Annotated in this window: 20 protein-coding genes; 10 read left to right on the forward strand and 10 right to left on the reverse strand. The window is 38.3% G+C overall.

What is annotated here, in order from left to right; genetic code table 11:
* Positions 1-444 (reverse strand): IS30 family transposase (locus L659_RS0100625; RefSeq protein ID WP_024589237.1); only part of this gene is annotated, 444 nt, incomplete at its 3' end.
* Positions 445-550: 106 nt separating this feature from the next.
* Positions 551-1,474 carry a LysR family transcriptional regulator gene (locus L659_RS0100630; RefSeq protein ID WP_010555363.1) on the reverse strand — a complete coding sequence of 308 codons (924 nt, stop codon included), beginning with the start codon at positions 1,472-1,474 and terminating at the stop codon, positions 551-553.
* A gap of 157 nt (positions 1,475-1,631) precedes the next feature.
* Here L659_RS0100630 and L659_RS0100635 point away from each other — a divergent pair, with 157 nt between their 5' ends.
* From L659_RS0100635 to L659_RS0100660, 5 genes are all read left to right on the forward strand, one after another.
* Positions 1,632-2,315, forward strand: a complete 684-nt coding sequence (locus tag L659_RS0100635) for a type 1 glutamine amidotransferase domain-containing protein (RefSeq protein WP_024589238.1) — start codon at positions 1,632-1,634, stop codon at positions 2,313-2,315.
* 116 nt (positions 2,316-2,431) lie between these two features.
* Complete coding sequence (locus L659_RS0100640) at positions 2,432-3,013, forward strand: rhomboid family intramembrane serine protease (RefSeq protein WP_010555361.1); 582 nt, start codon at positions 2,432-2,434, stop codon at positions 3,011-3,013.
* 77 nt (positions 3,014-3,090) lie between these two features.
* Entirely contained in the window at positions 3,091-3,936 is an 846-nt protein-coding gene (yghU, locus tag L659_RS0100645; RefSeq protein ID WP_024589239.1) for a glutathione-dependent disulfide-bond oxidoreductase, read from the forward strand.
* 262 nt (positions 3,937-4,198) lie between these two features.
* Positions 4,199-6,139, forward strand: coding sequence for a putative bifunctional diguanylate cyclase/phosphodiesterase (locus L659_RS0100650; RefSeq protein WP_024589240.1), 1,941 nt, complete (start codon positions 4,199-4,201; stop codon positions 6,137-6,139).
* Positions 6,140-6,659: 520 nt separating this feature from the next.
* Entirely contained in the window at positions 6,660-8,039 is a 1,380-nt protein-coding gene (locus tag L659_RS0100660; protein ID WP_024589241.1) for an FG-GAP repeat domain-containing protein, read from the forward strand.
* Positions 8,040-8,127: 88 nt separating this feature from the next.
* Here L659_RS0100660 and L659_RS0100665 read toward each other — a convergent pair whose 3' ends face one another.
* The gene (locus tag L659_RS0100665; RefSeq protein WP_024589242.1) at positions 8,128-8,589 is read right to left on the reverse strand and encodes a hypothetical protein; all 462 of its coding nucleotides are present in this window, start codon (positions 8,587-8,589) and stop codon (positions 8,128-8,130) included.
* Positions 8,590-8,601: 12 nt separating this feature from the next.
* Positions 8,602-8,877 carry an EF-hand domain-containing protein gene (locus L659_RS0100670; protein ID WP_007581281.1) on the reverse strand — a complete coding sequence of 92 codons (276 nt, stop codon included), beginning with the start codon at positions 8,875-8,877 and terminating at the stop codon, positions 8,602-8,604.
* A 311-nt stretch (positions 8,878-9,188) separates the two neighbouring features.
* On the opposite strand from L659_RS0100670, the gene L659_RS0100675 reads away from it, so the two are divergent.
* On the forward strand, positions 9,189-10,046 hold the full coding sequence (locus tag L659_RS0100675; RefSeq protein WP_007376869.1) for a PA4780 family RIO1-like protein kinase: 858 nt from the start codon (positions 9,189-9,191) through the stop codon (positions 10,044-10,046).
* Between the two features lie 27 nt (positions 10,047-10,073).
* On the opposite strand, the gene L659_RS0100680 is transcribed toward L659_RS0100675, so the two are convergent.
* From L659_RS0100680 to L659_RS0100700, 5 genes are read right to left on the reverse strand one after another with little or no spacing between them, the layout of a single operon-like run.
* A complete protein-coding gene (locus L659_RS0100680; RefSeq protein ID WP_024589243.1) occupies positions 10,074-10,748 on the reverse strand; it encodes a response regulator in 675 nt (224 codons plus the stop codon).
* Between the two features lie 39 nt (positions 10,749-10,787).
* Positions 10,788-12,233 carry an ATP-binding protein gene (locus tag L659_RS0100685; protein ID WP_024589244.1) on the reverse strand — a complete coding sequence of 482 codons (1,446 nt, stop codon included), beginning with the start codon at positions 12,231-12,233 and terminating at the stop codon, positions 10,788-10,790.
* A complete protein-coding gene (locus L659_RS0100690; protein WP_024589245.1) occupies positions 12,233-12,763 on the reverse strand; it encodes a hypothetical protein in 531 nt (176 codons plus the stop codon). Before L659_RS0100690 ends, L659_RS0100685 begins: the two co-directional genes overlap by 1 nt.
* Before the next feature lie 9 nt (positions 12,764-12,772).
* Positions 12,773-14,440 (reverse strand): YHYH protein, encoded by a 1,668-nt coding sequence (locus L659_RS0100695; protein ID WP_024589246.1) that lies wholly within the window; start codon positions 14,438-14,440, stop codon positions 12,773-12,775.
* A gap of 32 nt (positions 14,441-14,472) precedes the next feature.
* Positions 14,473-15,081: a flavin reductase family protein gene (locus tag L659_RS0100700; protein WP_024589247.1), complete on the reverse strand. Its 609-nt coding sequence runs from the start codon at positions 15,079-15,081 to the stop codon at positions 14,473-14,475.
* 120 nt (positions 15,082-15,201) lie between these two features.
* On the opposite strand from L659_RS0100700, the gene L659_RS0100705 reads away from it, so the two are divergent.
* From L659_RS0100705 to L659_RS0100710, 3 genes are all read left to right on the forward strand, one after another.
* Positions 15,202-16,725, forward strand: a complete 1,524-nt coding sequence (locus L659_RS0100705; protein ID WP_024589248.1) for a cryptochrome/deoxyribodipyrimidine photo-lyase family protein — start codon at positions 15,202-15,204, stop codon at positions 16,723-16,725.
* 2 nt (positions 16,726-16,727) lie between these two features.
* Positions 16,728-16,868 carry a DUF2256 domain-containing protein gene (locus tag L659_RS1000000123305; RefSeq protein WP_081709132.1) on the forward strand — a complete coding sequence of 47 codons (141 nt, stop codon included), beginning with the start codon at positions 16,728-16,730 and terminating at the stop codon, positions 16,866-16,868.
* A 124-nt stretch (positions 16,869-16,992) separates the two neighbouring features.
* Positions 16,993-17,433: an OsmC family protein gene (locus tag L659_RS0100710; RefSeq protein WP_024589249.1), complete on the forward strand. Its 441-nt coding sequence runs from the start codon at positions 16,993-16,995 to the stop codon at positions 17,431-17,433.
* 404 nt (positions 17,434-17,837) lie between these two features.
* Here L659_RS0100710 and L659_RS1000000123310 read toward each other — a convergent pair whose 3' ends face one another.
* Entirely contained in the window at positions 17,838-18,017 is a 180-nt protein-coding gene (locus L659_RS1000000123310; protein ID WP_081709133.1) for a 2TM domain-containing protein, read from the reverse strand.
* Positions 18,018-18,235: 218 nt separating this feature from the next.
* Between L659_RS1000000123310 and L659_RS0100715 the strand changes: the two genes are divergently transcribed.
* Positions 18,236-19,003 (forward strand): EAL domain-containing protein, encoded by a 768-nt coding sequence (locus tag L659_RS0100715; RefSeq protein WP_024589250.1) that lies wholly within the window; start codon positions 18,236-18,238, stop codon positions 19,001-19,003.
* Positions 19,004-19,083: the final 80 nt, after the last annotated feature.

The raw sequence follows: 19,083 nt of genomic DNA on the forward strand, positions 1-19,083 counted from the left end.
CCCTCGGTTTGTTTTACCATGACTGCGCTTGTGATATTTCTTACCGTGTCGGCGCAGATGTAGGTATAACTCACCACCTGCTTTTTTATCTTCCCAGATATACAGATAAATGCATTCATGGCTGACAGACCGTTCACTTTTTTTACGCAACCACCCCGTTATTTGTTCAGGACTCCACTTCTCATTAAGCTTCTGGGTAATTAAAGCCATCATTTCAGGTGTCATCTTAAGCGGTTTTCTTACACTTCTTCGGCGAAACAAAGCCCGCTCATGAGCTTGTTTATGTCTGTAACCTCGCTTACCTGTATTTCTAGAAAGCTCTCTTGAAATCGTAGATTGCGATAAATCAGTTAGCTCAGCAATACTTTGTTGCGTAAAACCACTTTTCTTTAGAACGGCGATCTGGCATCTTTGCGCATAGGTCAGTTGTTTGTAATGTCTCATTGTAAAATCTCTTGCCGGAGAAAAAGCAGTTAGCTTATGAGCAACTGACCACTTAATCTAGCCAAAACAAGTTATGCACTTACAATTTGAATCTAGGCGAAAATAATTAAACACTTTTCAGCATACCTAAGGCGGTATGCTGTTTTACAAAATACGCTTTTAAGTAATCAATAAATAATCGTAGTTTTTTAGATCCCGCAGCTCCTGGCGGAAATACCCCGTACAGTTCAATATCTTTGCTTTTATAATCATCTAATATTATTTCAAGTAGCCCAGCTTGTACTTTAGGCCACGCATCGTAAAGCGGAATACGCCCAATGCCATGCCCCGCTTCTACAAAGGCAGTACGTGCAGCTGCGTTATTAGTACTTAAGGCGCCTTGCATTGCAATGTCGTGTTTTTTGCCATCTTTTGAAAGTGTTAACGTTTTACTTCCTAGCTGATAAACCACCCATTGATGATCTGCCAATTCTAAAGGCGTTTTAGGTTTACCAAAATGTGTAAAGTAATCCGGCGCGCCACAAATACAAGTGCTCATTGTAGTAAGCTTGGTTGCTTGCAAGTTGGAGTCACTCAGTGCCACACCCCTAATTGCAAAATCGAACCCATTTTTAATAATATCAACCACATCGTCAGTAAGCTGTAAGTCTATTTTAATTTTAGGGTATTGGCGCTTAAACGTATTTATTGCGGGCACAATTAGCTGCATTCCCACATTCACAGGGCAGCTAATTTTAAGTAAACCTTGTGGCTCACTCTTTATATTTTCTATTTGCTGATTAGCTGCATTAGCTTGTTCGGTAATTATTCTACAACGCTCATAATAAGCAATGCCCGCCTCAGTCAGCGCCATGGTACGAGTTGAGCGATTTAATAAAGTGACTTCAAGCTGGGTTTCTAACTTTTTTAAATGATAACTTGCTACGGCTCGCGTAAGCCCTAACTGTTTAGCCGCAGCGGTTAAGCTGCCCTGCTCTACAATTTGCGCAAATACGACCATGCTCTTTAACTGCTCAAACGACACCTTCATATGTGCTCCGTAGCGTGTTTTAAATTCAACCCCTCTATTGTATCAATTATTAAACCAATAAAGTTAAATTTATCATCGTTGTTTAAAGCTCTTTTAGTGCATATAGTAATTGGTAAGCAAGATAAACTAATTCAAATCATCAGAAGGAATATATTCAATGTCTAAAAAAATACTTATGGTTCTTACATCTCACGCAGAACTTGGTAACACTGGCGAAAAAACAGGTTTTTGGGTAGAAGAATTTGCAGCCCCTTATTATGCATTTGTTGATGCAGGCGTTGAAGTAACATTAGCGTCTCCAGCTGGCGGTCAACCACCCATTGATCCGACAAGTACGCTTGTCGATTTTCAAACAGATGCAACAAAACGTTATGACGCAGATAGCGCAGCACAAACACTTATGGCAAACACTAAAGTGTTGAGTGAAGTAAAATCTAGCGATTTTGACGCTGTATTTTACCCAGGCGGTCACGGTCCATTATGGGACTTAGTTGATAACACTGACTCAATCTCACTTATCGAAAGCTTTGTAAAAGAGCAAAAGCCTGTTGCTGCGGTATGTCATGCAAGTGCTGCATTTTTAAATGTTAAAGATGCCGATGGCAATGCATTAGTAGCGGGTAAAAAAGTAACTGGTTTTACTAACTCTGAAGAAGCTGCAGTGCAACTTACCGATATCGTGCCATTTTTAGTTGAAGACGAGCTAATTAAAAAAGGTGGCGATTATCAAAAAACTGACGACTGGGGTGTATTAGCACTAGAAGACGGTTTAGTAATTACCGGCCAAAACCCAGCAAGCTCTGAACTAGCTGCAAAAAAACTATTAACTAAATTAGGTTAATAGTGAGTAATAATTAAAATTAAGCACAGCATTTTATGCTGTGCTTTTTTAATTGCTTTTCATTAGCAAATACAATTCCTATACTGGCAACTCTTAAAGTCAATTAGGGCGATTATATGGCAACCAAGCCAACCACACTGTCATTACTAACGAGTACCCGTTTCGCAATATTTAGTATTGTTGTTATTTGCTTCGTACTACAAGTGATCAATAGTCTACCTGGCATAAATCTTAATGGTTTAGGCATATATCCACGCAGTATCCAAGGATTAATTGGCATACTATGCGCACCTTTTTTACATGGTAGCTGGTGGCACTTTGCCAGTAATATGATCCCATTTGTAGTATTAAGCTGGCTAATTTGCCAGTACAGCGTAAAACGTTTTTATAACGTATTTATTTTTACCGCTCTAGTTGGTGGACTGTTAGTTTGGGCATTTGGGCGCAGTAACATACATGTTGGTTTAAGCGGTGTTATATATGGTTTATGGGGCTTTATTCTATGCTACGGCTTAGTAAGACGCTCATTAAAATCAATTATAATTGCAGTTGTAGTGGCTATACTTTATAGCGGTTTTATATGGGGTGTTTTACCTCAGCGCTATCATGTATCGTTTGAAAGCCATTTATTTGGAGCGCTAAGCGGGTTGTTTTTAGGTTATAGATTAGCAAAAGCCGATAAATTAAAAGGTCGGTAAATTAAGTATTAGGGCCTTTAATTAATTTTTTATGGCCACATTTACCATATATGTATTTCATCTAACAGAGGTTATTTATGAGTGATAAAAACGAATACACGCCACCAAAAGTATGGACGTGGGAAAGTGAAAGTGGCGGTAAGTTTGCCAGCATTAACCGCCCAATCGCAGGCGCGACTCATGACAAAACTCTACCTATTGGTGAGCACGCATTTCAGCTTTATTCTCTTGCGACACCTAATGGCCAAAAAGCTACAATCATGTTTGAAGAGCTTTTACAGCTTGGTTGCACCGATGCAGACTATGACGCATATTTAATAAACATAGGTGATGGCGATCAGTTTGGATCTGACTTTGTTGATATTAATCCAAACTCAAAAATCCCAGCGCTAATGGATCATTCAACCACGCCGCCTACTCGCATCTTTGAATCTGGTTCTATTTTACAGTATTTAGCTGAAAAATTTGATGTACTTATACCTAAAGATCTAAAAGCTAAAACAGAGTGTCGTAACTGGCTATTTTGGCAAATGGGCTCAGCACCTTACTTAGGTGGTGGGTTTGGGCATTTTTATAGCTACGCACCAAGTAAAATGCAATACCCTATTGACCGTTTTACCATGGAAACTAAACGCCAGCTTGACGTGTTAAATCGCCATTTAAGCGAAAATGAATACATGGCAGGTGATGAATACTCAATTGCCGATATTGCAATTTGGCCGTGGTACGGATCGTTAGTGCTTGGAGCTTTATATGATGCAGCAGAGTTTTTAGATGTTGCCTCATACACCCATGTTGTACGCTGGGCTACGCAAGTATCAGAGCGCCCTGCTGTAAAGCGTGGTCGTCGCGTAAATCGCACATGGGGTCCTGAAGAAGAGCAAATGGCAGAGCGCCATAACGATAGCGATTTCGAAGGTTAAATCTATAGAACAGCAAGTAAAGTCGTTAACACTTTAACCTGCTTGATAATTTTAAGGCTCAAAATAAATATTTATTTTGGGCCTTTTTACTTTTTAAACTTTTTTTATCCCTCCCGTAAACTATATTTACTTTTACATTAAAGTTTTATTTAGCTGCGTAAAGGCTTATTAAGCTCTTTGTATTACCAGTATTGCATTAGTGTAATTTGCTAAATGGTTTACTTAATTTCCTAGGGGTTGTTTTTGAAAAAGGTTTTAATTAGTGCCATATAACAATTTAAGTAATAATGAGCGAAAAGAAGCGCTCAAAATTTTATACTCGAATGCTATTTCCGGAATTGCAGTCTCTGTACTAGTCAGCGTTGCTTTGGTATTTGCTTTTGATATAACTAATGAGAAAACCAACCACGATAAAGTAGTCTGGTTAGGCATAATGATGTGCGTGCTTACTTTACGCATTATTGATGTAGGGCTTTTTTTGAAAGCTCAAAATTCTCGCCAACCTTACAACACACATTTTTATCTAAATCGCTTTGCTATTGGCTGTATATCAACAGCCGTGTCTTGGTGTGGCTATGCTCTTTGGTTTCATAGCACTTCATCTACGGTGGAAGTTACTACGACCATTGCTATTTTATCAGCGCTTGCCGGTGGCTCTGCAAATTTGCTGTCTGGTAGTCGTTTTACAGCTGTTTTATATAGCTTTACTTTATTGGCCCCCTACTCTTTTTTGCTAACGCTTTCAAACGATCACTACCATCACATATTGGGGCTATTAGGTTTAACTTTTGCCACAATTATGATTGCCTCTTCGTACAAATCAGCCACATTTACACACAGTGCAATCAAGCTAAAAAACCAAAACAGAGAGCTGCTTAATGAAATGGAAAACAAGGTCGAGCAACGCACTGAAGAAATTTACCGCTTATCGAATACCGATCCACTCACAAATCTATTAAACCGTACCGCATTTTTAAAAAATGCAAACAAACAACTAGCAGATAATCCTAAAGAACCCTTTGCTTTATTATTTGTAGATTTAGATGGTTTTAAGCAAATCAACGATTCGTTGGGTCATAAAGTAGGCGATAAAGTATTAAAAGAAATAGCACTGAGAATTAGTAATGTATGCAACCAACAACTCTATAAATGCCGTTGGGGCGGAGATGAGTTTTTAATTTTAGCAACCTATCAAAATCAAGCTGAGCTTATCGAGTTTGCTAATAAAGTGCTTCAAAGCATTGGTGCCGAGCATGAAACATATAAATATCAAAAATGGGTATCAGCAACTATTGGAATTGCCATGTACCCTGAGCACGGGAACGACTTAAATACCTTAATTCGCTCTGCTGATACTGCGATGTATCACCAAAAACGCATAGCTAAAGGTAACATCAATATTTATAACGATTCACTCAAATTAAAACAAGAAAGAGAGTACCTGTTGAGTCGACGGTTAGCCAGTGCTATAGAAGAAAACAGTTTAAGGCTAGTATTTCAGCCAATTATAGATAGCAAAACATCAAAAGTAACCTCTTTCGAATCATTATTACGTTGGCAATTAGACGGTGAAAATATTTTCCCTGATGAGTTTATAATTATTGCCGAGCAATACGGGTTAATAACCCAAATGGGCCTCTGGGTGATAAATCAAGCATGTATACAAGCAAAAAAATTCAATCATTTACCGGAGAAAATTGCAGTAAGCGTGAATGTATCGGTAATCCAATTACAAGATCCAGATTTTGTAACTAAGGTATTAAAAATAGTAAAAAATCATCAAGTAGAGCCTAAAGATCTGCATATAGAAATTACCGAATCAGTATTTGCCGAAGATAAACTCACGTTTTTGACAGCCGTTAAAGCACTACAAAAACAAGGCTTTTGTATTTCAATTGATGATTTTGGAACTGGCTACTCATCACTATCAAGCATGCTTGATATTGGTGTAGATATAGTAAAAATAGACAGAAGTTTTATTCAAAATATGGATAAAAGAGGGTTAAGTATTATTCATGCAATTGTACAAATGGCCTCATCTTTAGATTTTACTGTTGTTGCCGAAGGCGTTGAAACTATTGAACAAGCAAACACGCTTACTAATATTGGTGTATCTCACCTGCAAGGTTATTACTTTTCAAAACCGATAGAAGTAGATTTTGTAGATGCTTATTTAAATGAGCAAAATAAGCTGTGCCTTTGATAACCAAAACCCGCTAAAAGCGCTTAACTGCCATATGAGTTTTGCACTACCTTTCTTATTAGGGCTTGTTTATCTTTCGAGGTTAAATTTGCAGCATACTGTTTGGTATTTAGGCAATGCAGAGCCTATGTAGTGTGGTTATTCCCCATAAATAGGCGATAACGCAGCATAAATACCAAACATTCGCTGCCCGAAGGGTTCTGCCTAGGGGAGATTGACTCTTTGTTACTAGGTTACAAACCTCGCGCCGCGATTAAATCTTCCTTGGGTTGAACAAATTTCAATCCTTAAAGGTCAACAAGCCCTCCTTAAAACATAATCTTACAATTACTTACACCCTGTACATAGTAATTAGCGTAGGCTAAATATAATCCAACTTACATATGTATATTACGTTTAAATTTACGCTAATTAGCAAACCGCCAGCGCTGGATAATACGTAAAGTTACGCGCTGACGCTGCTTATATAAGTGAATGATATAAATGTAACTATACAACTAAATATAAAAAAGGAATTTGCATGATAAAACCACTTTGCTATTCACTCATCACTTTACTTACCCCCATTAGCGCTATAGCTCAAACAATGGCAATAAAAACAACGGATGAATTAGTATCAACCGATTCAGAGATTTTATTTGCATATAATAAAGAATCAAAACAATTAGAAGCCATTAATTTACTCACATCACTAAGTAGTGAACTTGCTTTACCAAAAAATGCCATCGGGTTTGATGTGGCTACACTTGTTAACATTACCGATAAACAAGCACTCGTACTAACAAGTGATGGCGTATACAAAGCCCAAGCTGGTAAACCAACACTATTGTTTAATTATGAGTCGGTTCTAAATCAATTAAAAATAGATAAATTTGAAAAAGTAGACTTCGTTTTCGATGCAAACAATGACGGTCTAAGCGATATTTTCATCCCTGGGTTAGCAAGCAGTACTTTATATATTCAAAATAAAGATGGCAGCTTTAAGCCTAACAAATTTAAACAAACACCTATGTATGAAGGTAGCTTTTCAGGAAAAGGACTTTCTCTGGAAGTTAATATTAACAATAAACCCGTTGTTATTGATTTTAACCACGACGGGTTGAACGACTTGGTTTTTTCAAATGACTTTGGAGCGGATGTACTACTTGCTAATTCAGAAGGCTTTGAGCAAAAGCTCACCTCAATTGATTTTAACATCGAATTAGGCGAGCTAAGCAATGGCGAAACTCGCAAAATAAAGCAAATTATTGATATTAATAACGACGGATTTCTAGATTTTACAACCAGACAGTTTAAGCCTACGCAAGGTATGGACTCGCTAGATATAAAAATAGCACATACTTTGTACCTAGGAAGTGCTAAAGGCTTTACTAATACGCCCATTACCTTATTTGAAACACAGGGCCCTAGTGAGTTATTGCTCAAAACTGATTTTAATAATGATGGCTTAATTGATTTACAAAAAATGGATTTAGATATTGGCTTAGGTACTATCGCGTCTATGGCATTGGGCGGTGGCAGTACTGATGTAGATGTAGAAATGAACCTTTATAAGCAGCAACCCGACGGCTCATTTGCCAATAAATCGAGTATAGAACTTGATTTAGAAATGGAAGTGGGAATGAACGGCGATGATTCCGAGCCAGCCCTATATTTAGGTGATATTAACGGCGACAGCTATATTGACGCAGTATACAAATACAGTAAAAAAACGCTGTATATTTATTACGGAGAGCAAGACTCACTGCTAAATGATAAGCGTACAAAATTAAAACTAACGCTGCCTAAAAATAATAAAGATATTCTTCTAGTAGATATAAACCAAGACGGTAAAAAAGATTTTGTATTTAAATTTACCGAAGAAGATGGCACCAGCAAAATAGAAACACGCTTAAATTAAGCCAATAAAAAAGCCCAACAGAGTTAACCGTTGGGCTTTGGACTTAAGACTTTCGAGTAACAGTCAGCTTTACTCTAAGTTATAACACCTAAGCAGTTACATTTAGCAGTGAATCGCCTTCACTTAAACCAAACTTCTCTTGCACTGATGCAAGGATTGATTCTTTATCTTCATCAGACAACTGGCTTGAATACTCAGTTAATAGCTCATCTAAGTAGCTGACTACTTCGTCTGTATCTACTGATTCTAATGAGTTCTGTGGCGGCGGTGGCGGTGGCGGTCTTTGACCTTCCACTCGTCCTGCATCACCAATGCTTTTAGCATCAAACTCAAGTTCGCTCATTAAATCAGCAAGCTCTTTTGTTGGTTCAATACCTTGTTCTTTAAATGCCGCTTGAATACTTTGCGCGTTTTCTTCGGTTAAGTTTTCAGCGTCAAACTCTGCAAGCGTTTCTTTAACAAAATCGCTTTGCTCTGTTGTTAGCTTTGCAGCCTGACTACTTTGTTGCGGCATAAAACTCGCAGAACTACTGTTAATACTATTAATCATTTTAGTATCCTTTCAGCGTTCACGACGAGGTGGTTTATGATCGCTAAGTTCTTGTTCACTAATTTCGCCATTACCATCGGCATCTATAGAATCAAAAATTGTTTGTGCATCGCCGTGTGGCGGTTTTTTAGCACTAAACTCTTCAAAGCTAATTACGCCATCACCATCAGTATCAATAGTTGAAAAATCAGGTTTTTCAGGAGGATTGTCACCGCCTCGAGCAGCTACATTAGCTGAAAAAGCAATAGATAATATTGCCACAGTGGCAAGAGTTGAAAAATGCTTCATAGTAATAACCTCGTATTTAAGAATTAAACTAAGCTTACGCTTTAAAAACGCAAACAATGTGCAAATAATAAGGAAGTAATAAATTATTTGGATAAAAAATAGTAATCTAAATACTTATTTAAAAAGTTCTGGTTGATTGCTTTGCAATCAATATATAAGCTAATAAAATAATACGATTAATTACTCTCAGGCAGTAGTGTTACTGCCCTTAATTCTCAAAGCTGATATACTGCTTGAGCCAATTAAACAAACAAATACAGAGCACTTTCATAAATAATGATTAATAACCAACCCTACTTAGCAGGCAATCTGTGAAAATACCTAAACGCCTACAACCCCTTGTTGATGATGGCCTTATTGACGAAGTTATAAGCCGACTAATGAGCGGTAAAGAAGCCGATGTATTTATTGTCCGCTGTGGTGAGCATATTCGCTGTGCGAAAGTGTATAAAGACGCGGTTAAACGTAGCTTTAAAAAAGCGGCACAATACCAAGAAGGCCGAAAAGTACGTGGTGGACGCCAAGCGCGTGCTATGGGTAAACGTTCTAGCTATGGCCGTCAATTAGAAGAAGAGATTTGGCAAAATGCCGAAGTTGATGCGTTATCTCGTTTAGCTGGCGTGGGTGTACGTGTTCCTGATACTTATTTTTGTATTGATGGCGTGCTGCTTATGGAACTCGTGTCGGACGAGGACGGTAACGTAGCCCCTCAACTTGGACATGTCGTTTTTAGTGAAGAGCAAGCGATTGAGCAGCATAAACTCATGATGCATTACATTAAGCTTATGCTTTGCGCAGGTATAATACACGGCGATTTATCTGAATTTAATGTACTTGTAGATAATAACGGCCCTGTAATTATAGATTTACCGCAAGCAGTTAACGCTTCAGCAAATAACAGTGCACAAGCTATGTTTGCACGCGATGTAAATAACATACGCCGCTATTATGGTGAATTTGCGCCAAGCATACTAAAAACTCAATACGCTAAAGAAATGTGGGCATTATTTGAAGAGGCCAATTTAACGCCTAATTCAACGCTTACAGGTGAATTTGAAGACAGCGATGAACTTGCTGATGTAGATTCTATTCTTGATGAAATTCAAGCTGCCGAATACGAAGAGTTTGACCGTTTAGAGCGAATTAAAAATGCTGACGATGATGAGTAACTCATCGTCATAGCTCACTAATACCTCTTACTGCGGGTGCACAAATCGGTAGCCAACCCCATAAACAGACTGAATAACACTTTCAGTTTGTGTCACTTCATCTAGTTTTTTACGCAACTTTTTAATATGGCTATCAATAGTACGATGGCTCACAATACGCTGATCGGCGTACATAGTGTCCATTAAACTATCGCGCGAATAAATACGATTTGGGTTGTTAAACAAAGGTTTAAATAGCTGAAATTCAAAGTTCGTTAGCTCTATGCTGCTTGATTTGTATTTTACGCTGTAGGTGCTCTCGTCAAGCTTCATTGTTGACTCTGTAACATCACTTGCGCTACTTAATCGCCTTAATATAGCTTTAACTCGCGCCACCAGCTCAGCATAACTAAACGGCTTACAAATATAATCATCTGCACCTAACTCAAGTCCAAGCAGCCTATCTATTTCTTCTACTTTTGCCGATACCATAATAATAGGCACATTTGAAAAGCGCCTGATTGCTTTACATAGTTCAATACCACTTTGATCTGGTAGCATTATGTCGAGCAAAATTACGCTCGGCCTGTTAATTTCAAGCCAAGGTAATACTTCATTTCCGTGATGTATTTGATGAGTAACAAAATGATGGCTACTTAAAAAGTCACTCATTAAGTTAGCCAGCTTTACTTCATCTTCCACAATCAGTATTTGTTCACTCATAGGCATCTCTGTAAGTAACCTCAACTTTATTTTTATAAACTAAATAGTTGGCAATCTAATAATAATAGCAAGACCGCCTAAAGTGGCTTTTTCAGCAGCTATTTCACCATTATGGCCTTTAACTATATGCTGGCAAATAGATAAGCCCAAGCCCGAACCGCCCTCTTGACGATTACGCGAACTATCTACTCGGTATAAATACTCAAACAAATGCGATAAATGCGACTGCTCTACACCTACGCCATTATCTTCAATTATAAGCTCTAAGTAGGTTTGCCCTTTAATGCTTATATTATTAGCCGTTAATGAAATAGTTGTGCATTGTGCATAATGCACCGCGTTCATTAAAATATTATCGAGCAGCTGCAAAAGGCGTGTTTTATCTGCTTGTACAGTTATGTGTTTAGCGCTATTTAGTAAGTAAATTTTTATATTGTGCTGCTCAAGTATAACCTGATATTTTTGCTCAATAGTATTTAATAATAAAGCCATATCAGTAGGTTGCATAGTGTAATGCATACCCCCTAACTCTGCGCTATTAAGCATATGTAAATCATCAATCAAGCGTTTTAAATGCAAAGCCTCATCGTTAGCCGAATTAATATTTTTTGCATTAGGCTCGCGTATGCCAAGTAACATAGCTTCAAGCTCACCGAGTAAAATGCTCATTGGCGTCCTAAGCTCATGAGAAATATTAGCTAGCCAACGTTTACGTACTTGCTCATCTTTAGCGAGTGTAAATGCAAGGATATTAAAATCTTCACTTAACTGGCCTAATTCGTCTTTTCGCTCAAGCGTAAGTTTGGTCTCGTAATTGCCTTGCGTTAAGCGATGCATACCGTTAGCAATTTGCTTTACTGGGCTAACTAAGTGGCGAGACAATAAAAAGGTAACTAGCAATGTAAGCAATACCGCAGCTAAAGCAATAAACCATAAATAGTTAGTTTGCTGCTGTAAAAAATCAAGCTCATAACCATCGACCAAGCTATCTCTTTTGGAAACAGCTAAGTAACCCACTGTTTTATCGCCCACTGTAATTGGGGTTGTTATATATTTTAAATCGCTGAGGTATCTACCCACTACTCGCTGCTTATTTTCGTCAAGCAAAGCGTAGTGAGCAATATTTTCAGGTGGTAGGCGGCGCTCTCCCCCTAAACGAATATGATCGGGTGGCGGGCGTCGCATCATTCCTCCTCTGTGGCCTGGACCTTCTGGTGGCCTAGGTAAAAACTGGCTGTTTTCTAACTGCGATTCAACAAGTTTTCTAAAATTTTCGCCATTGCCGACAACACGTTCCCATGATGGGGTTTTTTCGTATTGCTTTGCAAGTTGCACAACAAGTGGTTCTAGCGCTTTTACCTCTTTTGCATTAACAAAATCAATTACGCCTTGGCCTATACTCCATTGTATAAGTACCACCAGCCCTGCAATAACACTAAAAGTAAAACTAAATAGTATTAAAAAAAGTTTATTATGAATTTTCATTAATGCGTGTTTTCAACCTTGCTAGGAAAGCTTTCAAAACGGTATGTTATAAACTCTTTGGTTTGATCGTTAACATACAATGTAGCAACTATTTTTTTGCCTTGAGCGGTCCAATACATATGACCATGATTATTTAAAGTAACCGATACGGTATTTATACCACTTTTAAATAAGTTAGCAGGTAAATGCAATGCATGTCCGTAAATTCGCTGTATTTTAACCCCATTTATATATAAATGAGCATGACCTTGTAAAAAGCCCGTGTCATCGTTTGTAGTAACGCTCATCATTTGCTGCATGTTCATTGCGCCCTCAGGGGGTACAGATAAATCATAGCGCTGCGTATCTAAAATTAAGTTATAACCCGACATACTATCTTTTAATAACTTAAGGCTCAATGCCGGGATTGGCGTATCACTTGGCACTGCTATAGGCATATGGCTATGATCCATCATTTCCTGCTGCGCAAAGAGCTTAAAGCTCAATAGCGCAGCAGTAGTTAGGATCAATGCGTATTTAAAATAACGCATAGTTACTCCTTACATTCCCGGTGGTGGACCCATTGTTTCGCCCGTATCACAGCGACCAATTGAATTATCGGCTAATTGACCTTTAAAACGAGGCCCTATTTGATAAGGGAAAGAAGGCTGTAATTTACCATCGCTGTCTAACGTTAGTGTTATATGGTAGTGATAACCCTTGCCATCGTTAGTATCGTGGCCGTTATGCTCATCTAATTGAGCACCGGTTACTGTTTTTTGTGCGTAGTAGAAATCTTCAAAATAATAACCATCGTCGGCATTTAATGTATTACCAGAGAGCGTCGTTACTTCTGCGCCAATAGCAGGACCTGCATCACTTGTTTGTGTACCTTGGCTAACATCGTATTGATCGACTAAAGTACAGCTTCGCTCACCTTCAGTACCACAACCACCTTCACTTTCTGATGCGCCATAATCACGCATTTCCCAGCCGCTTAATGCAAGTTGACCGTTACTTTCATAAGGACCATAAAGCGGATAACCATCAGCTGCAAACCCATAAATAGGTGAATGCGCATCGCCATCATCTTCAAGTAAATCAGCTAAGCAACTAGTATAAAAATGGTGATGATATTCACCGTTAGCAGCATGTCCGCCACACACATCAACATCATATTGTTCAGCAATGGGCGCTAATGTATACCAAATATTATTACCGTAGCTCATACCATCGCCCCAGTTAAATATACTGGTGCCATTAACCATTAAGCCAACTGTACCTAAACCTGTTTCACAAGTTTCAGTGTCAGATAAATCGGTAGGTGTTATCGGAAAATACGCCTCAACTGTTTGTTCTGTCGGGCAACCTGGTCCTGGAGGCCAATAGCCTGCACCGCCTGTGTCATCACAGTTTTCAGTGCTACTGTTATAGCCAATATCTTCACCAAACGAAATGGTTTGCCCTACTGCTGCTGAGGTTACACCGTTATAAAAATCGGTAGCTGCACGCGGGCGGTTATTTAACGCGTCTACTTGGTCTTGTGTAAGCGTTACATCATATTTAGGAATGTCAGTAGTTTGCACGTACATGTATTCAACGTCAGCATCGTCTTGTGCAACAGTAACAACCTCAACCGATTGCACGTCTTCAACCACTGCACCATTATTTTGTATGTAGGTAGAGGTTGTATCGTTATTAATTAACCAGCTGGTAAGTTTTGCACTATTATCAACTGTACCAGTATCTGAGCCCGAGCCTGATGAAGCAATAACATTAACTATAACTGTATCTACAACGACATCGTTTGTGCCGTCATCTGCACTGATTTCAAATACAAGTGCTTCATCGGTTAATACTTCAGGGGCAACAAACTCAGTAGAAGTTGCAGTACTTGAAGATAAGCTAACTGAAGTGCCTGATGTTTGTGACCAGCTAACAGATACTTCGCCATCATCTTCAACTGTTGAAATTAAATAAACGGTATCGCCTGCATTAACAGTTTGGTCAATACCGGCGTCAACCGTTGGAGCACTATTACTGACCGTTTCGCCGTCTGTTGTAGTACTTGTAGAATCGCTGTTACATGCGCTTAAAGCGATACAAAGCGCACTTAACGCAAATAACTTAGTTACATTAGAGGCTTTTGTTTTAAGAAGTGTTTTCAATGCTTGAACCTTTACTTTAACGTTTAATAAAACAAAGTTAACAAGTAAAAGTGCAAACAATGTGCACAAACTAAGGAAGAATAAACATAAAACTAGATTTGTGGTCGTTTAAGTACAAATTTGTCTTTAGTGGTTGCATAGTAATCCCCACCCATTCTACCTACCGCATCTAAAAGTGTTGGGTCAATATAACCGTCAACAAACATCTCATCGTCAACACAAATACCCACTATGTCTAACAACATCATTTGTCCGCCGCCAGGCTCGCTTGAAATAGTAATAACTTCACGTAGCTTACACTCATAGCGTACTTTTGAATCAGCAACACTCGGCACTGCGACCATTTGGCTATCAATTTTAGTTATATTTGCAGCATCAAACTCACTAACATCACTAGGGTAATTAGCACAGCTTTGATTCATTTTTTCAACCTGCTCATGACTCACAATATTAATCACACATTCTTTAGTCGCTAATAAGTTAATTAATGTATCTTTACTTGGCTTATCACGTGGATTTACTTGCGTCACACTCAATACTGGTGGGTTACAACTCGCTACTGTAAAAAATGAGTAAGGAGCAATATTAGCCACACCGTCGCTACTTAATGTACTTATCCATGCAATTGGACGAGGGCTGATCCCGCCAACTAAATACGAATAAACATTAAGCTCTTTATTTACAGTTAAATCTAAAAACATACTTTTCCTTTTAATACATTAAAACTAAATCTTAATTCAAGTTAGTTACGTATAGGTTTGGCTCACTCAGTTAAATAACAAGCTAATTTTTATCTCTATTTAAAGCAATAAACAAATTATATGAAAATAAACATCGTGTGGTTTAAACGTGATTTGCGTCTTAGCGATCATCAACCATTAAAAAATGCATTCAGTAATGGCTTACCTACCCTATTACTTTATAACTTTGAGCCATTATTGCTCGAAGATGCACACTACAATGAGCGGCACTGGCGCTTTGTGTATCAATCAATAGTTGAGTTAAATAATCAGCTAGCGCGTTTTAACGCCTGTGTTTATATCTTTAATTTAAATATGAACGATTTACTTGAATCGTTAAAGGCACAGTTTGAAATAGTTAATATTTTTAGCCATCAAGAAATAGGTTTAAACAATACCTTTGAGCGCGATAAAGCTATTAAAATCTGGTGCCAGCATAACCACATTAACTGGCAAGAGTCGCAAACAGGCGCGGTTATTCGCGGCAAAAAAAATCGTAATAATTGGAACGAACGCTGGCAGCAAACAATGCAAGCACCTATTGCTGTTCCTAATTGGAAGAGTATAAAAACAATTACCCTCAATAACTACCAAACACCTGAGCTACCAAGCGCTTACACGCAAGATCACGACAGCTTTCAACAAGGTGGCCCGCTGCATGCGCGAACTGTAATGCAGAGCTTTTTTGCCGAGCGCGGTAAAGGTTATCAAAAAGGAATATCGAGCCCAAGTTTAAGCCAAACACATTGCTCCCGACTTTCGCCGTACCTAGCATGGGGGAACATTAGCCTTAGGCAAGTGTATCAAATGGCCATTGATGAATATCATTCAAAACACCCTGATAAAAGAGGCTGGAAGCGCCCGCTTGCTGCGTTTGTATCGCGCTTGCATTGGCACTGCCACTTTATGCAAAAGTTTGAGAGCGAATGTTCTATGGAGTTTTTAGCCCTTAATCCGGGTTATCACGTATTTCCGTATCGCGATGATGAACATGTTAAAAACGATATTGAACGCTGGGCGCAAGGTCAAACAGGTATTCCCATTATTGACGCTTGCATGCGCTGCTTAAAAGCCACCGGTTACATAAACTTTAGAATGCGCGCCATGCTTGTAAGTTTTGTAACGCATCATTTAAATATAAGCTGGCAGCAAGCAAGCTTTCCGCTCGCTAATTACTTTTTAGATTTTGAACCAGGGATTCACTACCCGCAAATTCAAATGCAAGCCTCGGTAACAGGCATTAATACCATTAGGCACTACAATCCAATTAAACAATCAGAAGATCAAGACCCAACAGGTTCGTTTATTAAAAAGTGGTGCCCCGAGCTTGAAAAACTCCCTATTGAATATTTACATCAACCTTGGGAGCAAACTGCGATGGAAGCACTCTTTAACGACTTTAAGTTAGGGGAGGATTATCCCGAACCCATACTTGATTTAACAGCGGCCTCAAAAGAAGCACGCGAGCGCTTATGGCAATATCGTGAGCGAGCCGATGTTAAAAGCGCCATAGGGAGGATTCTTAGAAGGCACGTAGCAATTACACCAAAAACAAGCCAAGCAAAAAATAAAACGGATACTAAAAGTAATTGTGAGACTAAGTAAGTATGGCGCACAAAAAACTAAACTTACCTCAAAAAATATGCCCCACTTGCAATAAACCTTTTACTTGGCGTAAAAAATGGCAACGCGACTGGGATAACGTTATTTACTGTTCAGAGCGCTGTAAGCGAAATAAACAGAGATAACAATTAACTGGCGTCTATTTTGCAACATCATCAGTAATTATTGCTTTTAAGGCTTTATGTAAGCTTATTTTGTAAATAACGCTTAGCTAACCTGAAAAGCTTACAATCAAGCAAGGAGAAGATGATGACGACGATTAAAAAGACGGCAAGCTCAACATGGTCTGGCGATATTAAAACAGGCAAAGGTAGCATTTCAACTCAAAGTGGTGCGCTTAATAAACAACCTTATGGCTTTAATACTCGCTTTGAAGATGAGGCAGGCTCAAATCCTGAAGAATTAGTAGGTGCGGCGCACAGTGCATGTTTTAGTATGGCGCTTTCGCTTGCATTAGGTGATGCAGGTTTTACAGCAGATAAAATTGATACTAAAGCCACCGTAAGCCTTGATGAAGTAGATGATGGCTTTTCGGTAACGCATATTGCCCTTGAGGTAAAAGCGCGTATTGATGATATTCAAAACGAGCAGTTTCAAGCCTTATGTGAGCAAACCAAAAAGAGCTGCCCTATTTCAAAACTCTTAAATACCGAAATATCACTAGATGCGACACTTCAATCAGCATTTTAAATATTTAGACTTAACTATTTAGACTTAACTATTTAGACAGTTCCTTACTAAAAAAGCCAAGTAAGTAATTACTTGGCTTGCTTATTATAAAGAAATATCTCTAGGGCGTGTTGTTATTTGGTGGTTGAATTTGCAGCAGTGTGTTTGGTATTTAGGCAAGGCAGAGCCTATGTTGTGTGGTTATTCCCCATTAATAGGCGATAACGCAGCATAGATGCCAAACATGCGCTGCCCTTTGGGTTCTTTCTAGGGACGATTGACTCTTTGTTGCTCGGTTTTTACTTATTCTTACATGGATGTAAGCCAGTAGAATAACGCAGGAGCAGTTATCGAGCCCACTAGGTTACAAACCTCACGCCGCGATTAAATCGCCCCTAGATTGAACAAATTTCAATCCACAAAAATCAACACGCCCTAGGTTTATTCCAACTCAAAGTACTTACTACAAGCCCTATTCCCATCCCAATTGCTGGCCATACTACCCATATATAGCTAGGCGAAGTTAGCAAATTTATAACGCTTAGCAAAGTTAAAATAAGTAAATATCCTTTAATTTTTTTGCCTAATGTCACTGTATTGCTCATTTATATTCTCCAAGTAATGTATGTCGCTATTATTGTTTTAATAAGCAACGTACACACCTGCTAAATGTCACTAAGTGATCTGACATTAGTCATCACTTTTCATTTAATTACATAGTTATTTATTATGTATAAAAACATAAAAAACAATACTTTAATCTATTTGTGTTAGAATCTAATCTCAACTAACCTAAACAAATAAACATAAAAGGATGACCTAAATGAGCGAAAAATCAAAAAATTGCGAAAAAGTGACATGTAACAACTGTGCTGACGCAAACGAACTCGAATTTGATTTTTCAATGGCTTTTCAACCGATTATAAACTGTAAAACTAACCTTATTTATGGCTATGAGGCACTGGTTAGAGGTTTAAATGAAGAGTCTGCTTATTCTATTATTTCAAAGGTGAATGAAGACAACCGTTATACATTTGATCAACTTTGTCGTATTAAAGCCATTAAACTTGCCTCAAAGCTGGGCATAACATCAATGCTAAGCATTAACTTTTTACCTAATGCTATTTATAAACCAGAGCGATGTATACGCACCACACTAGAAGCTGCAAAAAAGTATAACTTCCCAATTCAAAATATTATGTTTGAATTTACTGAAGTAGAAAAAATAGAAGACACCGCACACATTAAACGCGTTGTTGATTACTATCAGTCTCTCGGATTTAAAACCGCCACTGATGACTTTGGTGCAGGTTATTCTGGTTTAAATCTACTGGCTGACTTTCAAACAGATATTATCAAGCTGGATATGGCGCTAATACGCGATATAAGCAACGACAAAAAACGCCAATTAATAGTAACTCATTGCTTAAATATGTTTCGCGATTTAAATATTATCGCACTGGCTGAAGGGATTGAAACAGTAGAAGAATATACATGGCTTAAAAACGCAGGTGTTGAGCTTATGCAAGGGTATTTATTTGCCAAACCAAGCTTTGAAAACTTGCCTGAGGTAACCTACGTTTTTAATTAGGAAAATCTACAATACCCAAACACTTTATTACAATCATTTAATTGCCTTATAAAACCTCATAAATATAATACCCATTCTAG

Source organism: Pseudoalteromonas sp. S8-8 (assembly GCF_000497875.1).
Lineage (GTDB): Bacteria > Pseudomonadota > Gammaproteobacteria > Enterobacterales > Alteromonadaceae > Pseudoalteromonas > Pseudoalteromonas arctica.

What these genes read in the sequence shown, in the direction of transcription:
- L659_RS1000000123305 (WP_081709132.1), top strand. Translation starts at nt 16,728, where the DNA reads ATGGCGCACAAAAAACTAAACTTACCTCAAAAAATATGCCCCACTTGC.
- L659_RS0100700 (WP_024589247.1), bottom strand. Translation starts at nt 15,081, where the DNA reads ATGTTTTTAGATTTAACTGTAAATAAAGAGCTTAATGTTTATTCGTAT.
- L659_RS0100685 (WP_024589244.1), bottom strand. Translation starts at nt 12,233, where the DNA reads ATGAAAATTCATAATAAACTTTTTTTAATACTATTTAGTTTTACTTTT.
- L659_RS0100635 (WP_024589238.1), top strand. Translation starts at nt 1,632, where the DNA reads ATGTCTAAAAAAATACTTATGGTTCTTACATCTCACGCAGAACTTGGT.
- L659_RS0100640 (WP_010555361.1), top strand. Translation starts at nt 2,432, where the DNA reads ATGGCAACCAAGCCAACCACACTGTCATTACTAACGAGTACCCGTTTC.
- L659_RS0100630 (WP_010555363.1), bottom strand. Translation starts at nt 1,474, where the DNA reads ATGAAGGTGTCGTTTGAGCAGTTAAAGAGCATGGTCGTATTTGCGCAA.
- L659_RS0100705 (WP_024589248.1), top strand. Translation starts at nt 15,202, where the DNA reads ATGAAAATAAACATCGTGTGGTTTAAACGTGATTTGCGTCTTAGCGAT.
- L659_RS0100710 (WP_024589249.1), top strand. Translation starts at nt 16,993, where the DNA reads ATGACGACGATTAAAAAGACGGCAAGCTCAACATGGTCTGGCGATATT.
- L659_RS1000000123310 (WP_081709133.1), bottom strand. Translation starts at nt 18,017, where the DNA reads ATGAGCAATACAGTGACATTAGGCAAAAAAATTAAAGGATATTTACTT.
- L659_RS0100715 (WP_024589250.1), top strand. Translation starts at nt 18,236, where the DNA reads ATGAGCGAAAAATCAAAAAATTGCGAAAAAGTGACATGTAACAACTGT.
- L659_RS0100690 (WP_024589245.1), bottom strand. Translation starts at nt 12,763, where the DNA reads ATGCGTTATTTTAAATACGCATTGATCCTAACTACTGCTGCGCTATTG.
- L659_RS0100665 (WP_024589242.1), bottom strand. Translation starts at nt 8,589, where the DNA reads ATGATTAATAGTATTAACAGTAGTTCTGCGAGTTTTATGCCGCAACAA.
- L659_RS0100660 (WP_024589241.1), top strand. Translation starts at nt 6,660, where the DNA reads ATGATAAAACCACTTTGCTATTCACTCATCACTTTACTTACCCCCATT.
- yghU (WP_024589239.1), top strand. Translation starts at nt 3,091, where the DNA reads ATGAGTGATAAAAACGAATACACGCCACCAAAAGTATGGACGTGGGAA.
- L659_RS0100670 (WP_007581281.1), bottom strand. Translation starts at nt 8,877, where the DNA reads ATGAAGCATTTTTCAACTCTTGCCACTGTGGCAATATTATCTATTGCT.
- L659_RS0100680 (WP_024589243.1), bottom strand. Translation starts at nt 10,748, where the DNA reads ATGAGTGAACAAATACTGATTGTGGAAGATGAAGTAAAGCTGGCTAAC.